Origin of the sequence: Rivularia sp. PCC 7116 (assembly GCF_000316665.1) — a bacterium.
Taxonomy (GTDB): Bacteria; Cyanobacteriota; Cyanobacteriia; order Cyanobacteriales; family Nostocaceae; genus Rivularia.
This window is the reverse complement of record NC_019678.1, coordinates 1,747,375-1,767,632: the sequence shown is the minus strand read 5'-3', so window position 1 is coordinate 1,767,632 and position 20,258 is coordinate 1,747,375. Positions and strand designations below refer to the sequence as shown.

Genomic DNA, 20,258 nt, shown 5'->3' with positions numbered 1-20,258 from the left:
AAGTAAAAATGTTTCGGGTGACGGATACAAATTGTTTCTAGTGACAGATGCCTATAAGTAACTCTACCTACTAATGTGGTTGATGAAGCTGTAAGAATGATTTAATCATTGACACACTAGCAGTTTGCTACAAGAAGTAAAGGATAGGTAACTGTTTTTTTTATTGATTGTTAATCTGTACTTATTTAATTATTTTTGTTGGATTGATTCTACAAATTGCTAGTCTAATTTTGATTACTATTTCTTCAGCAAAAATCTATAGATTAAAATCAAGCTTTTAGGAGGGTTATATGCCAATTAATCTTAGAGAAGACGTTGCTTTTATTATCCTTAAAAAAATCAAAGACGGCGGTCAGGGAATGCATGAAATTGGCTTCTCTGAAACTGATTTTACAGGTAGAGGATTAACAAAAAGTGACTTTTTAGGACATTTAGATTATTTAAATCAAAAACAGTATATCCAAGCTAAATTTTCTGGTAATGCATACGCGAATCAGGAAGATGTTCCTAGTGCGGTAAACCCAGGCGAGGTTGATGCTAGAGTCGCAAATACTTTTGGCGCTGAAGATGGTCCTCTTCCCCATTTAATTACCTTTGAAGAGGCTAAATTAACTGATAAAGGGCAAAAGTTACTTGAGAAAATGGAGGCAAATCCTCCGAAAGCTTTAGAAAAAGGTCCAGCAACTCCAATAGCTACCAAGAATATGCCCTTTTTAGAAAAGGTAATGCTTAAGGGCAGTTTAAATGATATTTTCGATGCTAGAGATATTAGTGAGGTGGTATTCCGTACTATGCGGGATATGATGACTACTGAAGCATCCGAAAGAGTTTCTAAAGAATTGCACGAGCCAGCAGAACCTACTGATAACAAAGCTTTGCAAAATGAAATTGCCGATTTATGGAAAGATACTAATCCTATAGTGGCTTTCTTGAGTAAAGTTCGTCCGCCTCTAAAAATTGACTCCGACACTTTTTTATTCCGCATTCGTCAAGAAGGTGGTTTACAAAAGGGTGTTGATGAAAGAATGGTAGTTAAATCTGTTTTTTCTGCTACTAAAGACGAATTATCACAGGAAAGAATTAAAGAAGTAGAAGGATTTTTACCAGATACAATTCTTAAGTTGTGGCAAGAGGCTTAATATTAGAATTTAAGAGTTAGAAGTTAGGAATTAGCAGTTAGAAGTTAGGAATTAGGAGTTAGGAGTTAGGAGTTAAGATTAATTCCTAGCTCTTATTTTTTTAGTTTTTTTCTCCTATTCCCTAAAAATTATAGGAATCCGTTTTTATTTGGGGAATAACTCGTAGGGGCTAGGGAATAGGGAATAGGGAACAGAAAATGTAGTGAGTATTTTTCAAAATTCAAATAGGATTGCTATATCTTAACTGGGCTTAGAACATTCTCTATTTATCACCCCATATTCTCATCCCCACGTCCAATTCCCAATTCTTAAAAGTTTATTTTTTCATCATTTGAGTAACGCGATCGCGCAACAGCACTTCTTTTCTAGTATCTTCAAGAGTTTTTGCTAAAGTAATTGCTCTTTGATAAAAGTTGCGAGCGGTGGGATATTTACCAAGCTTTTCATAGAGTAGAGCGTAGGATTCAAAAGATTTTAGTTCTTCAAGGGGGTTTTGTAAGTTTCTGGCTATTTCTAAACGTTTTTCTAATAAGTCAAAAGCACGATTATACCGTCCTACGGAACTATGAGCGGCTACTAATCCATCGATTGCCCGTAGTTGATTAAGATTATCTCTCGATGCTCTAGCAAGCCTCAAAGCCGATCCATAATTACCAATCGTGTCTTGATAATTACCAACTACCTCATAGGCTTTACCTAGATTATTCAAAGTATTTGCTTCACCTATGGGATCACCAACTTTTCGCCGGTAATTAAGAGCATTTTTGTACAGTTTAACTGCTTTTTTGTAATCTCCTAACCTTGCGGATGCTAGTCCCAAATTGCTTAAAGATATTCCATATCCTTCATTACTATTAATGTTTTTAGCGATTATTAATGCTTGCTCGAAAGTTTGGGAAGCTGTTTGAAATTCTCCTTTTTGTAGCAGTAAAGTACCAATATTATTCAATGCAAAAATCTGACTTTGAAAATCTTTGGTATCGCGGGCGATCGCCAAACGTCTTCTAATTGCATCATTTGCTTTTTTATACTGCTTCAACTCGACGTAACTTTTACCCAAAAACTCGTAGGTTAAACCAATTGCATTCAAGTCACCAATCGAATGATAAATTTCTAATGCCTGCAATAAAGATTTAACCGCTTTATGGGGATTCCCTTGAATATTTTGTCTTTCACCCAAACGAAGCAAAGTATCAGCCTCGTCTCTCGACTGGATTAAAACTTTCTTATCAATTTGGGGATAATGCAATTGTTCGGTAATATCAGCAGCACTTGCAGCAACGGGACTCAACAACAAGGAAAATAACAAGAAACCAAAAGCATTGTTCAACTTCAAAGACAATTTATTTGGCGATGGCTTGCGAGGTTTACAAAATGACTGTTGAAATTTGTCTTTCGCTAGTAAATTTCGCTGTTTCATAAAAATTTGCCCTAAAAATTAGTTTTAAGTAAAATAATTTACAATCAAGGAAATAACTACCAGCATAATTTGCAAATATCAGCGTTTTCACGCAGAAACTGGCTGAAGAAAATTTTCACCCAAATATATAGCACGGATGTCTGCTGGTAATTTTTCTTCTAGCATACGATAACCTTCTTGGAGAAAATTTGCTACTTCATTAGGAGAAATACCTTCTCCTTCAGCTTGTAAGTAAGCAGCAATTCTAGTTTCACTCCAGTGGAAAGTTTGAGCCATTAACACTATTAACCTTAACATCGGTGGTAATTGATCTAATGACTGTTCTACATAGCACCAAAGGGGCGGTGAAGTGGTCTTAAGAGAATAATGAATACTTTCGGTAGGTGGTAGCTCGGTTTCGTTGATGCAGTAAGCTGTCATGTTAATCAGCCAGTTTTGTAAAGTCATTGCTGGTGCATCTGGTTCTGTAGCTTCTAAGTTGACTCCACCGACTTGGTAATAAATATGTTTCCAAGTCATAGCAAACAAGTAATCTGCCTGTACTGGAGAACGGGCTGAATGCATAATTAAGGTATAGACGATGGGGCTGTATCGGCAAAAAATTGCCGTGAAGTACCTTCCAGCATCTGGATACTGTCCAAATAAATTTATGAGTTCTTGGTCACTTTTATGGAACAGTGACTTAACTAAGGGGTGGTTGGATTCTGGAAAATTAGGAATTTGCACAGTCTTTTTTTATCTATATTGCTAGAATTATTTCAGAAATGTATATTTTTCGTTAATCGCATAATATCTTGGTGTTGATGTATTTAGCACGAATATTTTGATTAAAAGTTTTCATACGCTCTTAAGCACTACTATGCAATTTAGGTCTTAATTGACTTTTGTCAAAAACAGCTTTCTTATATACCTTATATACTTATTGATTTGTTCATGGTTATATCATTTGACGCAATAGCTTACTTGTTTACTCCGACTACTTTGGGTTCTTTCTTACCATTGGATAGTTTGTTCTCTACTCAAGGCATAATGGTGATGCTGCTTGCAGCTTATGCCGGTGCTATGTGGATGTTTCTTACTAGCGCTCCCAAGGTACATACTATTATGGTGTCGGATTTAGAAATTGCCCGCGATTTATACGAAGGGTTGTTAGACTTACCCGCTGCGGAAGTACCTTTGCACTACTATTACAATTACGAACAAACTATTGGTGCTACGGGAGTCGATCCATTGTACTTGGGTAGCAGTCCCACTTATCCAAGCAAAATGTCGAATGCAACTGAAGGACTTTGGTATCAGTTGAAGAAAAATACTCAGTTACATGTTATTACTGGGGCTAGTTTAGGTAGTAAAAGTCAGCAGCGTCACGTATGCTTCGATCGTGATTGCCTGGAAATGATTTTATTGCGAGTTGAAACACGAGGATTAAAGTTTAAAATTCGCAATCGCAAGCCGTTAAATTTTTTAGTGAAAGATTACGACGGACGAGTTGTTGAAATGGCTGAAGTTGCAAATTAAATTAGGATTTAGCAGTCGATTCTTTTTCATACATTCTCGTTATAAAATTATAACTAGTAGCGGAATCAACGAGATACATGGTAGCTCTGCCTCCATAACAAAATGAAGGCAGAGATTTGTATATAGAGCTTACAAACTGTAATCTGGCTCTTAAAGAAATGTCTCTACATTTATAGTTACTATCTATTTACTCATTTCAAAAATTCTTTCTAACCTCTTTACCAATTGTTCTGCTAAATCTAATAAATCAACAGCTTCTTTTTCATCCCTGAAGCTACAATTAATCTTTTCTAAACTCGCGCTTTCTACTAAAACAGTTTTGATGGCAAATACTAGGTTTTCTGCTTCAGAAAGTCTCAGACAATCTTCTAACTGAGTTGCAATTTCACACAATGATTTGCCCTGTAACTGTTTTCTTACACTTACGGCTACCCAATCATCACTTTCTAAAAAGGTAGTAACAGATTCAACAAAATTAATTTGTGTGGTTTCATCTTCATCCCACTTTTCTAACCAATCTCCATCTACATCTTCAGCATATAAATAAGCTGCTTCTAGTCCGTATCTTACTATGTCATTTTGTAATTTTTGAGCCGCTTCTACTGATTCTATAAATTTATCTAATCTCTTTTGACAGTCGATTGACATTTCCTTTACCATTATGACTCTAATTATTAAGAGATATTGCTGACTGTTTAATTGGTTAACAATTAAATACTAAAAACTAAATGTTAAATAAATACCTGTTTCAAGATGATTGCTGTTATACAGCGTCACATTCACTATTCTGTCTACAAAATCGGTGATACCTGGATTGTAGCTTAATAGTAGTCCTTTATCTATCTTCCAAAAACGTAATGTCGATTCCCAATTGTTAAATTTTTCTTGAAAAAATTCTTCACTTAAGCTAGTAAGTTGAACGCAAAGACATGTATCGTAGCCGCTACTTACAATTATATCGGTAGCCATTGAAAAATCTGCGATATATCTTTTGACGACAGTACCTCCACGACGTTGAATATTATCTACAACAGATGCAATTAAATCAGTATCTTCCCCAGAAAATTGACCTGACATTAATTTTTGTCTCCAAATATAAAATTTAGAGTCATTTTCGCTAAGCCATTTAGGAAATAAATAACTGTACCAGAATTTCAAACTCGGTTTAAGAGCATCAAAAGCTGCTTGCTGTTCTTCGTATGTCGGTAAAGATTTAACACTAAGCCAAACTTCAGCATCTCTAATTACTTGTTCTAAAAATAAGATTACAAATTTTTTTGCAGTTAACGAACCGGGCTTTAAGTCTTTTACCCAACGGTTTATTTCATCTAATCTTCTTGCTAAATTCGGGTCTACTATAGATGCTTCCCTTATAAGATATTTTAACTTATTTTTAATATCTTTTGCTTGCAAAAAATGATATCCCTCGCATCCTACAACTGAAGTTAGATTTTTGATTATCTTGAGTTATTTATAAATTAAAAAGGGTGCGCTAGGCAACAGCATAACGCACGGTAAAAATTTCTCTGTAAAAAAAATGGGCACGTTTCCCGTTGTGGGTGGAAGATCCACAACGGACAAGTTCCGGACTTTGAAAACGAAAACTTTTTAAAAAGCCTGCCCATTTTTTAAGGAGTACGTCGGTAAAAATTTGATTGCTAGGATTGCTCCTCGGATTTATCCGTACTATTTTCTGGTTTGAGTAGGGGAAAGGCTATAACGTCGCGAATACTAGGCGAATCAGTTAATAACATCACCAATCTATCTATACCAATACCCAATCCACCCGTAGGAGGCATACCGTATTCTAAGGCGGCAAGAAAATCTTCATCCACACCTTGGGCTTCTAAATCTCCAGCTGCTTTTCTAGCTGCTTGCTCTTCTAAACGCTGGCGTTGATCGATAGGATCGGTAAGTTCGGAAAAGCTATTAGCAGTTTCTCTTCCTACCATATATAATTCAAATCGTTCCACCAAACCGGGTTTTGAACGATGGGGTTTTGCTAAAGGCGAAATTTCAACGGGGAAATCAGTGACGAATGTAGGTTGAACCAAATTTTCTTCAACTTTTTGTTCAAAGGCTTCATTAAGAAGTTTACCCAATGAAGGGCAATCATCTATACCTTCGATACCGGCATTCTTACAGGCTGCTTTGGCTTGTTCAAAACTTTGGAATGACTCGAAATCAATACCTGAATATTCTTTAACTAACTCATGCATTGTGACTCGTCGCCAAGGAGGAGTCAGATCGACTTCAGTTCCTTGGTAATTAATTTTCAGCGTGCCGATAACTTCTTGACTGACGGTAGTAATTATACCTTCGGTCAAATCCATCATATCGTTGTAATCGGCGTAAGCTTGGTAAAGTTCAATGGTGGTAAATTCCGGGTTGTGACGGGTGGAAATGCCCTCATTGCGGAAAATTCGTCCTAATTCAAAAACTTTTTCAAACCCACCGACAATTAATCGCTTCAAATGAAGTTCGGTAGCAATGCGTAAATACAGCTGCATTTCCAGCGTATTGTGGTAAGTGATAAACGGACGTGCATCTGCACCTCCTGCTTCACCTTGCATTACCGGAGTTTCAATTTCAATAAATCCCCGCTCGTCTAAATAGCGGCGAATCCCGGCAGTAATCAAGGCGCGACGGCGAAACGTTTGTCGCACATCAGGGTTAACAATCAAATCCACATAACGCTGACGATAACGTTTAGTAATATCAGTTAACCCATGCCATTTGTCGGGTAAAGGCAACAGGGATTTAGTTAGGACACTATATTGCTTAACGTAAACCGATAATTCGCCCTTCTCAGTCCGTTTTATAGTTCCCTTTGCTCCCAGAATATCGCCCATATCTGTAAGCTGTTTGAGATTTTTGAAAGCATCGGCATCGATATCCGCCATACTTTCCGAAATACGCTTCTTCTCTAAATAAAGCTGAATAGTGCCAGTTTCATCCTGCAAAGTGAAAAACGCCAACTTACCCATGACACGACGTGTCATTATTCTTCCGGCGATCGCTACTTCAAAGTCAACTTCTTCACCGTTAGCGATATCGGCAAATTTCTCTTGTAATTCACCAGCATGATGGGTTACTTCCCATCTATAAGCGTAGGGATTCATCCCTTGCTGTCGTAGCTGTTCTACTTTTTCTAGCCTAGTGGCACGGATATCTTCTTCCGACATGGTTTACGAACTTACGAACGGGCAAGATTTATTATAGTTCTCTGCTCGCATTGTACATTGAGAATATTTGGGTAAGTTTTTTTATTTAAAACATAAATTAATGAACTGGCAAGAGTAATGTACCTACATCAAATCTACATATTTACGATCTAGGCTTCTGGGCGATTACGCTTCTAAGGATAGCGAGTTGTATTTGCTTTTACCTGGATAAATAGTATTTAGGGAGATCCAAAAAATAAAATACCCAACCGTTTCATATATATATTAGTAAAACCGATGATTTGTAGGCGGTGGCGCTCCGCGCCACCGCGACGGTTGGGTATTTTATTACTTGCAAGTGCCTTACACAAGATTTCGCTTTGCTCATAGGAGTTGATGTCAAAAATCATACTCCTATCTCGATTTGCGAACAAAACATCGGATACTCTCGTTTCTCAATTCCCTTCAAAAACACTATTGTATTTTTTATATCTTTAAACTCCGAAATATTTCAGCAATAATTCTATAACTTATGTCTGAAAACGATGAAAGCTAAGTTACAAATATAAATTTATTTCTATGGAAAACAAAAAGCAGTTAATCAGATGTATTGAGTTTGTTGCAGAGGAACTTGATGCTGATATTTTTCTGTATAGTGCTGAAATCACAGATTTTAATGCTGATAAATTAATTAATGAAATTAAAGCAACCTCACCTAAAAGAGATAACGTAGTCTTAATTATGACTACTTATGGTGGCGACCCAGATGCGGCTTTTAGAATTGCCCGCTATATCAAAAGAAAATATAAAAAGTTTAGTTTATTTGTATTTGGCTACTGTAAAAGTGCCGGAACTTTATTGGCATTAGGTGCCGACGAAATTGTCATATCTGATTTCGGTGAATTAGGTCCTCTCGATGTCCAAGTGACTAAAGATGATGACTTTAGAAGCGAGTCTGTATTAGATATTCAACAAGCCATGTCTGTAATTGGCTCGCAAGCTTTTGAAATGTTTGAGAGCTATTTGTTAAATTTAATTTCTGGAACTCAAGCGCTGATAACTACCAAAACAGCAGCAGATATTGCAAGTTCTATGGCTGTAAATTTATTGTCTCCAATCCCCAGTCAAATTGACCCCTTAAGATTGGGTGAAATGAATAGATTAATGAATATTGCTTTAGCTTATGGTCAAAGATTAAAGCCGGAAGGCATTGAAGTCATTAAAAATCTAATTTATAACTATCCTTCTCATAGTTTTGTTATTGACTATGAAGAAGCGAAAAAGTTATTTGATTGTGTTAGAGAGCCTGACGATTTAGAACTTGAACTAGAAGAGATGATATTACCTTTGGTACGTAAACCTCCTTCTAATGAAATTATCTTAAATTTGGAAAATTTGAGCGAAGAAAATGAAGAAAACTCAGACAGAAATCACTCAGATAGGGAAAGAATTGCGGAAGAATCAGTTTCTACAGACGATGGAGAGAATGAAGCGATTGAAGGTAATATCTTGCCCTTCGATAAAAGGCAGTGAAACTAAAAATAATTATATTGCTTCTCCTAAAACAATATTTAAAATTTTAGATAATTAATTTTGTCTATTAAGTAAGCAAATCTTAAGCAATTAGCACGTCTACAAACCCGGATTTTCTAATAAACCGGGTTTTTTCTGATTCACATGCTGCTAATTAATTGCTCTAATTATTCTTATAATTTATTTCTGTTTACAAGTCAGTGTTCGCGTTTAATTTGATTTATTTCTGTTTGTAATTTTTCTATTTCTCGCTGCAATTTATCAATTTCGTCATTTTGGTTTTCTTTCGGTTTCACATCAACTGTACTCTTGTCAGATTCTTTAGCATAATTTCCTTGTTTTATTTCCATATATTCTTGAGATACAGCCCATTTCCTGAGATGATGTAGCCTTTCTACAGGAAAAGGATGACTGAGCATTACCCCTTGAGCGCCGTTGTACATTAAAAATTTATACACTTGATTAAGCCCATCTTCGTCAAGTGCTTGATAATTTTCCGATTGACGAATAAATTCTTGCAAACTGCATTCGTTAGCATATTTATTGCTACCGCCAGAAATTTTCATCATTGAAGACATAACCGTATTCAAGTCATCCGTAACCAATAGTGCAGCCCTATCGGCTGTTAACTCGGCTTTGCGTCGCCATTCAAAAAAGGCATAAATCAAACCGCTGCTAACTATGTTACCAATACCAAAAGTCAGTTCTCCGACAATAGAGGCTGCATTCATCGCCCACATCGCCATTTGAATTAAAATAGTATGACCAGACTTAATGTGTCCCAACTCGTGGGCTAACACAGATCTGATTTCGGCTTCGTTAAGCAAATCTAAAATTCCCGTATTGATAACGATGTAAGGATGCTCCTGTCCTAAAGCGTAACTATTGGCAACGGGATTTTGCTCAACAAACAATTTGGGTTCTGGGTGAATATCCAAATCTCGCACGCATTCTCGAAATATCTGATAGATAGTTGAATATTGTCGCGGTCCTACTTCAATGGTATTACCCATTAAATAAATTAATTGCGGACGTTCGTAGACAAATTCCACGAATTTACGGGCAACAAAGTCAAACCCCGGTAAACCTCTTAAGCTTTCTTCGGCTTGACGATCTAAGGGATGTCTGAAAGCTTCGCTGGAAATTCCTTTATAAGTTGGCATAATTGCAGGGTAATTAGTTGTAGGTTCGGCGACAACAAATGTAGAAACGGCACAATCTGGTTCAAAGGTACTTCTTTGAAGAAGGCTACGTTACATAATTTGTAATCGTCTGAACTATATTTAAAAAGTGTTTAATCGTTTGTAGTTTAGCAATTTGGCACCTTAGACTGCCGCTCTCAAAATAAAAACATAATATAAATAAAGATAAGAACTGTTTAAAACTGGGTTTAAAGAATTGGCTAAAAAAATTAAGTTAAAAAATTAGTTTAAAGAATCAACTAAAAATCACTATGTATGGGATTTAGAGCGTGATTGAAGCAGAAGTTCATTTATCACTACATAATTTCCTGCGATCGCAGGCAGGTTTACCTTCTTGGCCACACCATTTAACGATGGCGCGGTTGGTAGCACGCGCGTTAAGGGTAGGGCGTAGCGCTTTAATTCAGGTGGGAGCGGCTTGTGGTTATCAAGGTCAGTATCGTACTAGTTTTGTGGCTTCGGCTTTAATGTGGCAGGGGGCTGTGGTTATCGTCGCGACTCAACCAGTACAGCAACGTCTGTTACAAGTGGAAATTCCTAGACTACAAAAGTGGCTAAAAGTTAATAAACCAATTATAGTAGGCGATACTTTTCCCTCTTTAGATTTCCAGGGAATTCTCATAGTATCTCCTCAAGCTTGGTTAAATGCTCAATTGAGTCCTAATAGTAAATTTCCCCCAAATATTCCCACAATTATTGATGGTGTAGATGACTTGGAAGATTGGATAAGAGAACAGCTTACCGCGAGCATTGAACCACAAGATTGGGAGCAGTTAATGCTCGCTTATCCTTCCTTGGCTGAGGAAATTCGTACCCTCCGAGTGCAATTAACCCACGAAATTTTTCAGCATCCTGCAAATCCCTACGAATGTTACTTGATATCGGAACCAGAAGAAGAAATTTTATGCCGTATTTATTCAAGTTTAGATTTAAGTAGCCTTCCGGAAACTTGGAAAAGGTTTTGGCAATTATTTAAAACGAGACACGAAACATTTTCTGCTACTAAATCTTCACCTTCTCCTCCTTTACTCTGGGCTACTATTAGCCGCCGTCAAGGTCTATTTTCTCTACATTGTGCCCCAATTGAGTTGGGAAAAATTCTCTCGCCAATTTGGCAGCGACAACCTGTAGTACTAGTCGGTTCGGCTTTAGAACCAGAAACTGAAGCTACATTATTTCGCCAGCGGTTGGGATTAGGCGATCTGACTTGCTTAAAGTTCTCGAATGATAATCAAACTCAAGCAATTCAAGTTTACATACCTAATAAATTACCTTTACCTAACACACCGGAATTTAAACCTGTGTTTATTCACCAAGTTCGCACTTTAGTATGCTTGAGTGCAACTTCACCAGGTTTAACCGTAATCTTAGTTGGAGATGTACCGCTCAAATCTCAATTAGGAACAATTTTGGCTGCTGAATTTGGTTCGCGGGTACAGGTAGACAAAACTTGTTTGGATGAAAATGGTATTTTAGTTTGCGGTTGGGAATTTTGGCGGCAACATCAAAGAGTTTTACCTGCTCCACAAATGTTGATTATTTCCACTTTACCTCTACCATCTTTAGAAGATCCATTGGTTGCCGGTAGAGTTGCTTACTACAAGCATTCCCATCAAGACTGGTTCCGCTTGTATTTGTTACCTACAGCATTAAACGAATTACAGCGAGCCGTAGCTCCTGCAAGAGATTCTAGCGGCATAGTGGCTTTGCTAGATAGCCGAGCCATTTACCGTAGCTACGGCGCTCAAGTTCTTGCAGCCTTAAGCCCGCTTTCACGGATCAATTATTTAGATCCGAGTTTATTTTCTAATCCTGAAGAAGAATCTTGATTCAATTATCAATTAACAATTAACAGCGAAGGCTCTTTCATAGTTTGGTTTCGCAATTGTTCGTTGATAATTGAAAACTAACAATCAGTTAATAAGCTAAAGTTTCTAAAGTTTCTCTTAGATACCGCTGTACTTGTTCGTCTAAACTTAATGTCTCAAAAGCATTGTCCGCATGGACTCGCTCCATCTGCCAACGTTGAAAACCTGAACTAATGGCGATCGCTTGCTTCAAGTTATTCCAAATATCGGCATCGCCTTTTAAGCCACTATCGCTTTTGACTGTAAAACTACTCATGATTAATCAATCCTTTGCTTAACTTTTTGATTTGACTTTTATAATTTGTGCAGAATATATTTTTATTTATTGACTTGGGATTACTTATAGTGTCCTATCCGTACTGTAATACACTCGCTATGCTTTCTATTACAAGCAAAACTACGAACTAAATCTAATTTATTTTTTTTTAATTGTTTTATTGTTTTATCGTTTGATTTTTTTCCAAACCGATCTGAGAATTGCCTAAAAATTAAATTCTAGTTTTATGCAATACTTTTTCAAGTTAGTGGTTAACTGACGGATATTTCTGTTGCAGTTGTTACTAAACTCAATTTTAATTCATAATTTTACCGAATTTTACGGATATAAAAATATGTAGAGATAAAAGCTGAGCGCCGAATCTCTACATAGTTTAATTGGAATAATATTTTGCAAGCGTAAGGGTTTTGATGTTAATAAGGCAACTAGGGGTAATAAATACCTATGTTGCCCAATTAGATTTTTGCGATATCTTTGCCTGCTCACTATCTTGCCATTGCAAGAGTGCGACGTTTAGTCACCATTTGATAACCCTCAATTATGTCGCCTTCTTCCCAACTATTGAACTTATCAACGCCAATACCACATTCATAACCGGAGTTGACTTCGCGCACGTCTTCTTTCATCCGCTTGAGGGAATCAAGGGCACCTTCAAATACGAAGTTATTACCGCGACGTACTCTGACTTTACAGTTACGAAGCAGTTTGCCAGATTGGATGTAGCAACCAGCAACAGCACCGCCTCCTACTTTGAAGACTGCACGTACTTCTGCTTGACCCAAATGTTCTTCTACTAATTCTGGTTCTAGCAGACCTTCTAATGCGTCTTGAATGTCTTCTAAGAGTTTGTAGATGATGTTGTATTCTCGTACATCTACACCAGCTTCGTCTGCTGCTTGTCTCGCACCACTAGCAAATGTAGTGTTAAAGCCGATAATTACTGCACCACTGGCTGCGGCTAGGTCGATATCTGTCTGAGTAACCTCTCCAGGAGCAGATAGCAACATCCGAATGTGTATTTCGTTTTGCGGGATTTGTTTGAGCGAACCCAAAATAGCTTCGACCGAACCCTGCACGTCTGCTTTCAAGATTAAGTTGAGTTCTTTTAACTCGCCTTCTTGTGCTTGTGCTGAAATACTTGTCAAGGTGACGCGCCCTCCCTGCATCAAGCGGGATTGACGTATTACCTCGGCTCGTTCGTTGGCAAGTAACCGTGCTTCTTTTTCATTGGTGAAGACTTCAAAATCATCACCTGCTGCGGGTACGTCGTTTAAACCCAATACCTCTACAGCAAAGGAAGGACTTGCTTCTTCAACTCGTTCCCCTCTGTCATCGACCATTGCTCGGACTTTTCCGAACACGGAACCGGCTACCAGGATATCTCCTACGTGTAAGGTACCGTTCTGAATTAACAAGGTTGCGACTGCACCTTTTGCTTTATCCAAATGAGCTTCAATGACAGTTCCTTTAGCCGAACGCTCTGGATTCGCTTGCAGGTCTTCAACTTCGGAAACCAGCACGATCATTTCTAAGAGCGTATTTAAGTTTTCCCCTTTAATGGCGCTGACGGGAACCATGATTGTTTCGCCACCCCATTCTTCTGAGGTCAAACCATATTGCATCAACTCTTGTTTGACTCGATCGGGCTGTGCCGCTTCTTTATCAATTTTGTTGATTGCAACAATAATTGGCACTTCCGCAGCTTGAGCGTGCTTAATGGCTTCAATTGTCTGGGGACGAACGCCGTCATCGGCAGCTACTACCAATATGGCAATATCTGTAACCCTTGCTCCTCTTGCTCGCATTGCCGTGAATGCTTCGTGACCGGGGGTATCTAAAAAGACAATTTGATGCTCTTTGTCTTCATGTTCGATATCTACATGGTAGGCCCCAATGTGCTGGGTAATACCTCCAGCTTCTCCAGAAGCCACCTTACTTTTACGAATCGAGTCGAGTAAAGTTGTTTTACCGTGGTCTACGTGACCCATAATTGTGACTACGGGTGGACGATGATGGAGATTTTCCATATCTGCTAAGTCCAGCATCTCCGTAACCTTACGGGCTTCTGCCTCCGGTTCTGGAGTATCTACCAATACTTCTAATTCTTCAGCCACCATAATGACTGTTGAAGTATCAAGACTCTGGGTAATACTAACTGCAATACCCTTCATGAACAAGATTTTGACAATTTCTGTATCTGGCATTGCCAAAGCATCTGCCAATTCTTGTACGGTCATTGGACCGTTAACCGTGATTATTTCAGGACGCTGACGTTTAGGTTCTGCCTCTGTATTACCGCCGCCCCCGCGCCGACGATTTTGGTCGCGAGAACCGGATTTTTTAACTTTGCTTGGTGCAGCAGGTGTTGGTGCTGCTTTCGGTGTGGAACTTTTTGGTTTCGGAGGACGAACTATAGCATTGCTAACTGCTGCTTGAATCGCATTATTTGCTTCATCTTCGTCAAGTAAGTCTACCTCAAAATCGTCTTCAACCATTGGCTTCAGACGTTTATTCTTAGGAGCTTTTGCGGCTTTAGCTGCTTCTTTAGCTTCGTCAATAGCCTCCTCTTGTTTGGAGCGCTTTTTCTGACCTCTGGGTAAACGAGGTGGTGTTGGACGCTTTAGCTCTACTACTTCTTCGACAACTACATCATCATCATCATTGTCGTCAACATCAGTTGATTCGCCAACCGACGGTTTGGCAGGTCTTACTGGGGGTTTAAGCGCCGATACACTCGGAGGCGCTGACGATTCTTGACGTACTTGCTTTTTCGGACGTGCAACATCAGAAGAACCACCGCCTCCCTGGGAGATTTTCTTGACCTTCTGCGGCTTTTCTACTTTTGATACTGGTGCAGAAGTCGGACGCGGGGTTTTAGAAGCTGGTGCTGCTGATATTTCAGCTTTCTCGGCATTCTGTTCCCGCTTGCGTTGCGGCGGTTTTGATTGACTGCGATCGCGCTTAAGAATTGGTTTTTCAACGACGCGATCGTCCGAACCGGAATTTGGGTTTGCTGCCGCAGGTCTAGTTGGCGGCGCAGTTAGTTCGGGTGCATTTGGTCTTTCCGGTTTAGATTTGGGTGTAACTAGTTTTTCTTGTTTGCTCAAAGCTGTTTTATTTGATTCTGAAGAGGGAGTGGATGCTGAATTATCCGTATTTGTAACGGATACAGAGTTATCTGGAGAGCGCAAGGGCTGATTCGGGGAGACTGGTGCAGTTGGTGCCACTGTTTCTTTCGGCGAGACTGAAGAATTAAAAGGTTTTGCGGACGCGCTATCGGTAGATGCGCTCTGTTGGTTTTCTAAATTGGGTGAGAGCAAAGCAGAGTCAGTACTACTGGAGTTCTTCGGTGGCTTTGGTTTGCTACGAATTTCCAATATTTGTGGTTTGCTGGGTGCATTATGACCGTTGGCAGAACCCTTATTATTTGTACCATGCTCTTTCGACAACCCCAAAGTTGTTGTCAGTTTTTCTGCTTGCGAACGAATACGTTCTGCATCCGATTCAGTAATAGTGCTGCTATGACTTTTGACCGCGATGTTGAGCTGGTCGCAAATTGCTAATAGCTCTTTATTTTCCAAATTCAATTCCTTTGATAATTCGTAAATTCTGACTTTGCCGTTGTTCATCCACTCTTCCCCTATAATTTACAGTTTTAACGGATGGCTGCCAGCTTTTGCGACATCTCCATCCTTTGAAAACTGTGTAACGGTTGCCATTTTCAATTTGAAAAGGTTCCTCCTGAAAAAGGAAAGAGAGATGTGTCCATTGGAAAGCTGGCATCTCCAAGCCTGTCGCCATATTGGTTAATGCTCGAATGGGCTGCATGGGCGTTACCAAATGCCGATATTTAGTTTTTTGTTTTGTTGATGTTTTTGTCGGGTTTAACACACGATCTGCCTACAATAACTCAGTAAAAGCAAGTGCCCTTATTGCCCAAAAGAGCCATGTGTCAATACTCATTTATAATTCTCCGTGGCACTAACCTTCTTTACTAAAAGATAATTTAATCAACATAGAAGAACGCATTTATAGGCGAATCTCAGCTTTAATATTTGTTAAAATTACCCCCTATATAATTTGAACAAGTAAAAAGTTACTTGATTGTTAATTGCTGCCACAGTGTCTTATACAGCATTTCTGGAACTGGTGCACGTAATGCCCGTCCTAGTTTATTTTTTTTTTGAGCAAGGCTAAGGCAAGTTGAATTCGGACAAATATAGGCAGAACGCCCCATACCCCGATCTAATTGTACCTTTCCTGAAGGAAAGACGCGGACAATCCGCCAAAACTCACTTTTTAAACTGACTTTTCGACAACTAATACAACGCCTCCAATTTGGTTTCATTTTAATTAACTATTCGGTTTCAATTCTCACCATCAAAATTTCAACTAATACATAATTGGATTCTCGGACTCAAATTCCTCCTCGTTTTCATCTAATGAAGTTTTTGGTAATTCTGAATTAATTGGCTGATTATCTAAATCTAACTTGTCTTCTGCTAATTTTTCGGCTTCGAGTTCTTCAAGTTCTTCGAGTTCTTCAAGTTCTGCTGCGTGTTGTGCCCTTGCTGCTGCAAATTTTGTATCTTCTGCTTCAAAATCGTACTTCGCTTTATCCTTAATGTCTATTTTCCAACCAGTAAGTCTAGCAGCTAAACGAACGTTTTGTCCTTCTTTACCTATTGCTAAACTGAGTTGGTCCTCAGCTACGAGTACATGAGTTTGTCTCGTTTCTGGGTCCATTAATCGCACATCATCTACCCGTGCTGGACTTAAAGCGTTAGCAATATAGGTAGCCGGATCTGGTGACCAACGAATCACGTCTATTTTTTCACCGCGTAATTCGTTGACTACTACTTGAATTCTTGAACCTCTGGCTCCAATACAAGCACCAACTGGGTCAACGTCGCGGTCTAAAGTATCTACAGCTATTTTTGTTCTAGGTCCGACGTAAGAAGAAGGAGGATTGGCTTCGCGGGCAACGGCAACAATTCGTACTACTTCGTCTTCAATTTCCGGCACTTCGTTGGCAAACAGATACACAACTAAACCGGCATCGGCTCTAGAAACAAGCAATTGCGGTCCTCGCTGTTGACCCCGAGAAACCTTTTTCAGATACACTCTAAAAGTGGAGCCAATACGGTAATTATCATTGGGCAGTTGCTCGCGTTTGGGTAATTCTGCTTCTACTTCTGGCTGACCAAACCCACTGGTCACAGCCATAATCACCGATTGTCTTTCAAACCGCAATACTCTTGCTTGCAGTACTGTTGCTTCTAAATCTTGAAACTCTTCCTGAATTAATTGTCGCTGCTGGTCGCGCAGTTTTTGCGATAGCACTTGTTTAGTTTGCATCGCTGCCATGCGACCAAATTCTTTTTTATCGGGGGTTACATCTACAACTACTTCTTGTCCTACAAGTTGCGCTGCATCATCACCAAGTTCGTCTACGATTTCTTGAACGTCCCCAAGGGCAATCTGATGGTCGGAATTTATGACTTCTTCAACTATAGTTTTAGTAGAAACAACGCGAAATCCTTCGTCATCAATATCAAGTTCTACTTCAAAATTTTCAAAGTAATCTTCATCAAATTGTTTGCGGTCTAAATTTTGAGCGCGACGATAGCGCTCGTAGCCTTTAAGCAGTGCTTCTCGAATTGCCGATTGCACGGCGAGACGCGGTAAATTCCGCTCTCGACTTATACTTTCAATCAATTCTTTTAATCCAAGTAGTTTAAGCATTGACATACATCGTTCTCCTTAAAAATCGCAAAAATACCTTATTTAGAGATAATAAATAGGCGGTGTGCAAAAAATTTACGGCTGATTGCTAAAAAGAATGGTTAATTATTGATAGAACAATCTGTCTTAACCATTAATTACTTCGCTCTTTTAGCAAAAAAACCGCTCTTCTTCACGTCCGCAAAAAGTAAGAAGCAGTCCTGGTTTGAATTAGTCTCCCTATTTAATCGCGTTCTTCGTCTAATTGCACGTAAGTAATTTTTGAACGGGGAATTTCGATTACGCGACCCTTTTTATTTAAGTAAACGCTTTTTTCATCTCGGCGAACCAGTTTACCATTTAATTCGGAGTGTCCTTGATGGGGTGAAGAAGTGCAAATTTTAACCGGGAATCCTTTAAAAGAAATGAATTCCCGGTCAGTTTGCAATTGCTGGGGAATACCAGGGCTAGACACTTCCAATACATAGGCATCCGGAATTATTGAAGCTGCATCCAAACTTGCTTCTAAATTACGGCTCATACGCTCGCAATCATTCAAACTAGTATCCGTTAGAGGATTGCGGATGTCTACTCGCAATACTGGCGGGCTTTGATTGGTATGAAAAACCACTTTAACGACCTCTAGTTCAAGGTCTTCTGCTACTGGTGTTGCTAAGTCAACGATTTGGGGAACTAAAGGATGAGTCATGTGGCAATTCCAACAAAAAAAGTGGGCAATCACCCACTCCCTGCAATAACAATATCTTCCAAGAAGTCTTGCAACGAGCTGTAAAATAGCTCGTCCCTAATTTGAGTTTAGCGCATTTTTTCAAAATGCTTGCAGCAAAAAATGTACAATTACTCGTTTCTAGTTTGATAAGGATAAGCTTTCTGGCTAATTCTCGTGTCTGCTAATAAGGGAACAGGCACTCCTGAATATAAATTTCTTGTTTGTTCGAGAATTTGCTCCACATCTTCTTCTGATAGCCTTTGAACGTAATTAATTTTGATTTCTTCCAAGAAGTCGATTAATAACTTTTGTATTTCTGAGAGTACTTGCTTTTTTTGAATTTCGGTAGTCAAAGATTCACTGAAGCGTTTTACTAATTGGCTTGAGAGTTCCGCCGAAACCGGATCTTCTGCTGCCGAAACCAATGCTTGATACAGATTTGTCGCAATGCTCGTTGCTAATTGTTGGCTTAACTGAGTTTGCATTTGCTCAAATCCGGGCAGATTGCGGAAATTTCGATAAATAGGAGATTGGTTAAAGGCGCTATCTATATTGTGTTGTAAAAGTGCAATTATTTCCGGTTGGATTTTTGGCATTACTTGGTGAATAATCGTTTGTACAAAAATTCCCCCTAAGGCTTCTATTTCATTGACATTGTTAATATCTACATAAGGACTCAAGGTTTGACTTTGTTGCAGCCAGCGAGTCAAGTCTCCTCTTCTGACTGAACTTTGAGTTTGATTTATGACTCGTACTACTACTATTTGAGTTATTTCTTCAGCAAAATTAGCTACAATTCCTTGTTGAGCTTGATGCCGCAGGCTTTGTAAATTTAATAACTCTGCTTTTTCTAAACGAAATAATACAGGTATGGTTCGCAACCAACGCCAAAAGGGTAGGACTAAAAATAAATCGTACCAGTGCCATAAAATCGCATTTAACCAGCTAAATCCAGGATGGCGGCGTTTTACATAATAACTACGTGCCAATAATATGAATACAAATAAAATTACGAATGGTAAATCAATAATCCAAAATAGATCTATAAATTCCCCATTTTCACCAATGCTTCGATAATAATTAGTGGCTATTAATGGTTTAATTTTTTGATTAAAAAATTTTAACTCTTTATCTAAACCCTGTCGCAACAAATATTCTTGAGTCCAAAAAGTGGAAAAAGCACGTTTTGAAGATTCATTATCTAGATGTTCGCGCATTCTATTTTTGATTTTCTCCAGAGTACCGCTTTTTGAAACTGCTGCAAATGGATTATTCTCTATCATCTCTACGCTCAAGTTGCGTAATTCTTCTAACTTTTCTACCGATTCTGCTGATAATTGTTCTGTTTCCCCAACAAGAGATTCTAATTCTTCTATAGTTCTCAAATAATTTTCAGTTTCCCTATGTGGTTCAATTCCTTTAATCGGGTCATATATTTCTTGAATAAACGGCAAGCTACGTAAATAAAAATCACGCCATCCAATGTAAGTTATGTTAAAAAATACCAATCCTAAATTGATCGTGGCCGTAAGTGCTATTAATCTTTCAAACCAAAGGTTTTTCTTTTTTATAGGTTTTCTATTTATCATTTTGATTCAGTGCTTCCACATATTTTGTATTTGACGTAAAGTATTATATTTAATCTTTATCGATGATTCTAGAATATTTATTACAAGGTAAAAT

General features: G+C 38.5%; 17 protein-coding genes. 4 read left to right on the top strand and 13 right to left on the bottom strand.

The genetic code is table 11. The features are described 5' to 3' along the window. Positions 1-290 precede the first annotated feature (290 nt). Positions 291-1,139, top strand: coding sequence for a DUF2267 domain-containing protein (locus RIV7116_RS06735; RefSeq protein WP_015117531.1), 849 nt, complete (start codon positions 291-293; stop codon positions 1,137-1,139). A 316-nt stretch (positions 1,140-1,455) separates the two neighbouring features. Here RIV7116_RS06735 and RIV7116_RS06730 read toward each other — a convergent pair whose 3' ends face one another. Together RIV7116_RS06730 and RIV7116_RS06725 are read right to left on the bottom strand one after the other, a co-directional pair. After that, the gene (locus RIV7116_RS06730) at positions 1,456-2,559 is read right to left on the bottom strand and encodes a tetratricopeptide repeat protein (protein WP_015117530.1); all 1,104 of its coding nucleotides are present in this window, start codon (positions 2,557-2,559) and stop codon (positions 1,456-1,458) included. An 87-nt stretch (positions 2,560-2,646) separates the two neighbouring features. Beyond that, positions 2,647-3,285, bottom strand: coding sequence for a sigma-70 region 4 domain-containing protein (locus RIV7116_RS06725; RefSeq protein ID WP_015117529.1), 639 nt, complete (start codon positions 3,283-3,285; stop codon positions 2,647-2,649). A gap of 207 nt (positions 3,286-3,492) precedes the next feature. Between RIV7116_RS06725 and RIV7116_RS06720 the strand changes: the two genes are divergently transcribed. After that, the gene (locus RIV7116_RS06720) at positions 3,493-4,077 is read left to right on the top strand and encodes a hypothetical protein (RefSeq protein ID WP_015117528.1); all 585 of its coding nucleotides are present in this window, start codon (positions 3,493-3,495) and stop codon (positions 4,075-4,077) included. A 183-nt stretch (positions 4,078-4,260) separates the two neighbouring features. On the opposite strand, the gene RIV7116_RS06715 is transcribed toward RIV7116_RS06720, so the two are convergent. The 3 genes from RIV7116_RS06715 to lysS all read right to left on the bottom strand — a co-directional run bounded on the left by RIV7116_RS06715 (position 4,261) and on the right by lysS (position 7,262). Next, positions 4,261-4,725: a hypothetical protein gene (locus RIV7116_RS06715; RefSeq protein ID WP_232435768.1), complete on the bottom strand. Its 465-nt coding sequence runs from the start codon at positions 4,723-4,725 to the stop codon at positions 4,261-4,263. 69 nt (positions 4,726-4,794) lie between these two features. Beyond that, complete coding sequence (locus RIV7116_RS06710) at positions 4,795-5,490, bottom strand: hypothetical protein (RefSeq protein ID WP_015117526.1); 696 nt, start codon at positions 5,488-5,490, stop codon at positions 4,795-4,797. 245 nt (positions 5,491-5,735) lie between these two features. Next, on the bottom strand, positions 5,736-7,262 hold the full coding sequence (gene lysS, locus RIV7116_RS06705; protein ID WP_015117525.1) for a lysine--tRNA ligase: 1,527 nt from the start codon (positions 7,260-7,262) through the stop codon (positions 5,736-5,738). Between the two features lie 558 nt (positions 7,263-7,820). Here lysS and RIV7116_RS06700 point away from each other — a divergent pair. After that, a complete protein-coding gene (locus RIV7116_RS06700) occupies positions 7,821-8,774 on the top strand; it encodes an ATP-dependent Clp protease proteolytic subunit (RefSeq protein ID WP_015117524.1) in 954 nt (317 codons plus the stop codon). Between the two features lie 197 nt (positions 8,775-8,971). Here the strand turns inward: RIV7116_RS06700 and RIV7116_RS06695 are convergent, their stop codons facing one another. Further along, the gene (locus RIV7116_RS06695; RefSeq protein ID WP_015117523.1) at positions 8,972-9,937 is read right to left on the bottom strand and encodes a M48 family metallopeptidase; all 966 of its coding nucleotides are present in this window, start codon (positions 9,935-9,937) and stop codon (positions 8,972-8,974) included. A 308-nt stretch (positions 9,938-10,245) separates the two neighbouring features. Between RIV7116_RS06695 and RIV7116_RS06690 the strand changes: the two genes are divergently transcribed. Then, entirely contained in the window at positions 10,246-11,805 is a 1,560-nt protein-coding gene (locus tag RIV7116_RS06690) for an ATP-dependent DNA helicase (protein WP_015117522.1), read from the top strand. Positions 11,806-11,893: 88 nt separating this feature from the next. Here the strand turns inward: RIV7116_RS06690 and RIV7116_RS06685 are convergent, their stop codons facing one another. The 7 genes from RIV7116_RS06685 to RIV7116_RS06665 all read right to left on the bottom strand — a co-directional run bounded on the left by RIV7116_RS06685 (position 11,894) and on the right by RIV7116_RS06665 (position 20,164). Then, positions 11,894-12,100, bottom strand: coding sequence for a hypothetical protein (locus RIV7116_RS06685; protein WP_015117521.1), 207 nt, complete (start codon positions 12,098-12,100; stop codon positions 11,894-11,896). A gap of 506 nt (positions 12,101-12,606) precedes the next feature. Beyond that, complete coding sequence (gene infB, locus RIV7116_RS06680) at positions 12,607-15,750, bottom strand: translation initiation factor IF-2 (protein WP_015117520.1); 3,144 nt, start codon at positions 15,748-15,750, stop codon at positions 12,607-12,609. Then, on the bottom strand, positions 15,692-16,012 hold the full coding sequence (locus tag RIV7116_RS35715) for a hypothetical protein (RefSeq protein WP_157229258.1): 321 nt from the start codon (positions 16,010-16,012) through the stop codon (positions 15,692-15,694). Before RIV7116_RS35715 ends, infB begins: the two co-directional genes overlap by 59 nt. A gap of 205 nt (positions 16,013-16,217) precedes the next feature. After that, complete coding sequence (locus RIV7116_RS34740) at positions 16,218-16,469, bottom strand: YlxR family protein (protein WP_015117518.1); 252 nt, start codon at positions 16,467-16,469, stop codon at positions 16,218-16,220. 44 nt (positions 16,470-16,513) lie between these two features. Next, entirely contained in the window at positions 16,514-17,872 is a 1,359-nt protein-coding gene (gene nusA / locus RIV7116_RS06675) for a transcription termination factor NusA (RefSeq protein WP_015117517.1), read from the bottom strand. Positions 17,873-18,089: 217 nt separating this feature from the next. After that, on the bottom strand, positions 18,090-18,554 hold the full coding sequence (rimP, locus tag RIV7116_RS06670; RefSeq protein WP_015117516.1) for a ribosome maturation factor RimP: 465 nt from the start codon (positions 18,552-18,554) through the stop codon (positions 18,090-18,092). Positions 18,555-18,703: 149 nt separating this feature from the next. Then, positions 18,704-20,164, bottom strand: coding sequence for a hypothetical protein (locus RIV7116_RS06665; protein ID WP_015117515.1), 1,461 nt, complete (start codon positions 20,162-20,164; stop codon positions 18,704-18,706). Positions 20,165-20,258 lie beyond the last annotated feature (94 nt).